This window comes from Dapis hubbardiae BLCC-M172 (assembly GCF_050016015.1).
Lineage (GTDB): Bacteria > Cyanobacteriota > Cyanobacteriia > Cyanobacteriales > Microcoleaceae > Trichodesmium.
On sequence record NZ_JBNHEQ010000159.1, the window covers coordinates 1 to 2,086 of the forward strand.

Genomic DNA, 2,086 nt, shown 5'->3' on the forward strand with positions numbered 1-2,086 from the left:
CGTAACGGTTTTAACCAGAGGTAATTATCAATTATCCATTATTAATTATCAATTATCAATTATCAATTATTAAAAATTTATTCTTCCTTATTTCTTGACAAAGAAATTACAGAAGGATTATTTTTCCCTGAACTAACAGTTATTGTAATAATTTTTGCGTCAATTAATCTTACTTCCCCTGGTGATTTATCTATGCCTGGATTAACTAAATAAGCAGGAAAACAAGCAGCACTTAAACTCAATCTTATAGCCTTACCTTTCTCAATTCTCATACAAGTTGGTTGTAAAGATATTTTCACTGGTAAATCATTATCAACAACCTTGATATAACCTTGAGTAAAATTGTAAACATTGCCATTTTTTGTCACTTCAGATAATACAGCAGAAAGGTCAAAACTACTTGTATCTGCCGTACAATATACATCTACAAAAATATCTCCTGCTATGTGTAAATCTTCCGTTAAAAATTCAGAAGTATAAGTCAAAATATCAGTGCGAGAATCTAATTCTGAACGTTCAAAAGAACCCGCCGGAAATGTGGCATGACCACCCAATGCAGGAACAGGTCGCCAAGGGTCATGTACGAATGTATCATCAGCAGAAATATCGGGGCAATTTTCCGTCAGACTCCCCGAATCTTCTCTCATATTAGCAAGTCCTGTACTACCCAAATAATAGAACTTGTAATTATTACTCGGCCAGGAATTAAAATTACGCCATTCGTTACTTCCCATCTCAAATAAAGAAATAGGAAATTGCTCAAATATTCCTGTATTTATTCCTTTGAGAAATTGATTAAACCATAATATTTGTAAATCATCTATAGGACTGGAAGCTCCTAAACCATAATTTACAGCTCCTACTTTTCTACCCCAAGGAATATGAGACCAAGGACCTACGATTAATTTTTGTAAGAATTTACTGCGACCAGCCATTTCTTTATATAAATGAATTGTACCTCGTAAATAGGTATCAAACCAACCGCCGATATGTAACATTGGCAGGTCTACATTTTCCATATTTGGTGATAGGTTTTGCCAATATTCACTAGACTGATAATTGTCTATCCACTCATGGTAAAAAGAATCTTTTCCATACTCATTAATTACTTTAGGTAAAGCCGGATTTGTAGTAGATAAAGGCAGATTTCTCGAAGCTTGATAAAGTTCTTGATAAGATTTTTCATCTCCTTGTAAACGAGCAGTTTCTGTTGCTAGCTGAACTGCCCAAGCTAGGTTAGTTTGTAAACAAAATGCTCCACCTTCATAAGCCCAGTCTGTATATAAATCATAACCAATCATTCCCGGACAAATTGTTTTTAAAGCTGGAAGTTTAGCACTAGCAGCATATAGTTGAGTCATGCCTTGATAAGAAAATCCATACATTCCTATTTTCCCAGTGCTACCTGGTAAATTTGCTGCCCAATTAATAGTATCAATTCCATCTTCAATTTCATGGGCAAATAATTCAAATTTACCTTCAGATGTACCTCTACCCCGAACATCTTGAATAATCACAATATAACCATGAGCAGCGTACCATTTTGGATGAGCATAGACTACTGTTGAAGCGATCGCTCTACTGTATGGTTGTCGCATTAATATTACTGGAAATTCACCTTCTGCATCGGGGCGATAAATATCAGCATCTAAACGTATCCCGTCTCTGGTGAATATGGAAGTAGTTTCTTTGGGTAAAATTTTCATTTTAAATATTTGTAATTAACAGAGGATATAAAAAAATAAAGGTAAGCATTCAGCCGTCAGCTTTTAGCTTTCAGCTAGATTATAATTTCTAAGTCTCGTCTTGAAATCAAAAATTATTATTGATATATTTCAGATAATTTCTAGCATAAATAAAAGCTACTCAGTTAATATAAGTGTTGTTAAACAAATCCTTACTTAATTCATCAAAAAAGCTGAGAGCTGATTGGTAATAGCTGTTTGCGCAGCATTCCAAAGGAAATGCTTACCAATAAAGTAAAGGATGATAGGAAAGAAAAAGCTTTTCAATAGCCAGCTAATTAAGTAGATATACTAGACAGATTTCATTTTAAAATTTGCCGAAACAGAACAAATAAAAAATA

General features: G+C 33.7%; 1 protein-coding gene. It reads right to left on the minus strand.

Features of this window, described 5'->3' with window-relative positions:
• Nucleotides 1-77: 77 nt before the first annotated feature.
• A complete protein-coding gene (locus ACP6PK_RS14035; RefSeq protein WP_426560131.1) occupies nucleotides 78-1,706 on the minus strand; it encodes a CocE/NonD family hydrolase in 1,629 nt (542 codons plus the stop codon).
• Between the last annotated feature and the right edge of the window lie 380 nt (nucleotides 1,707-2,086).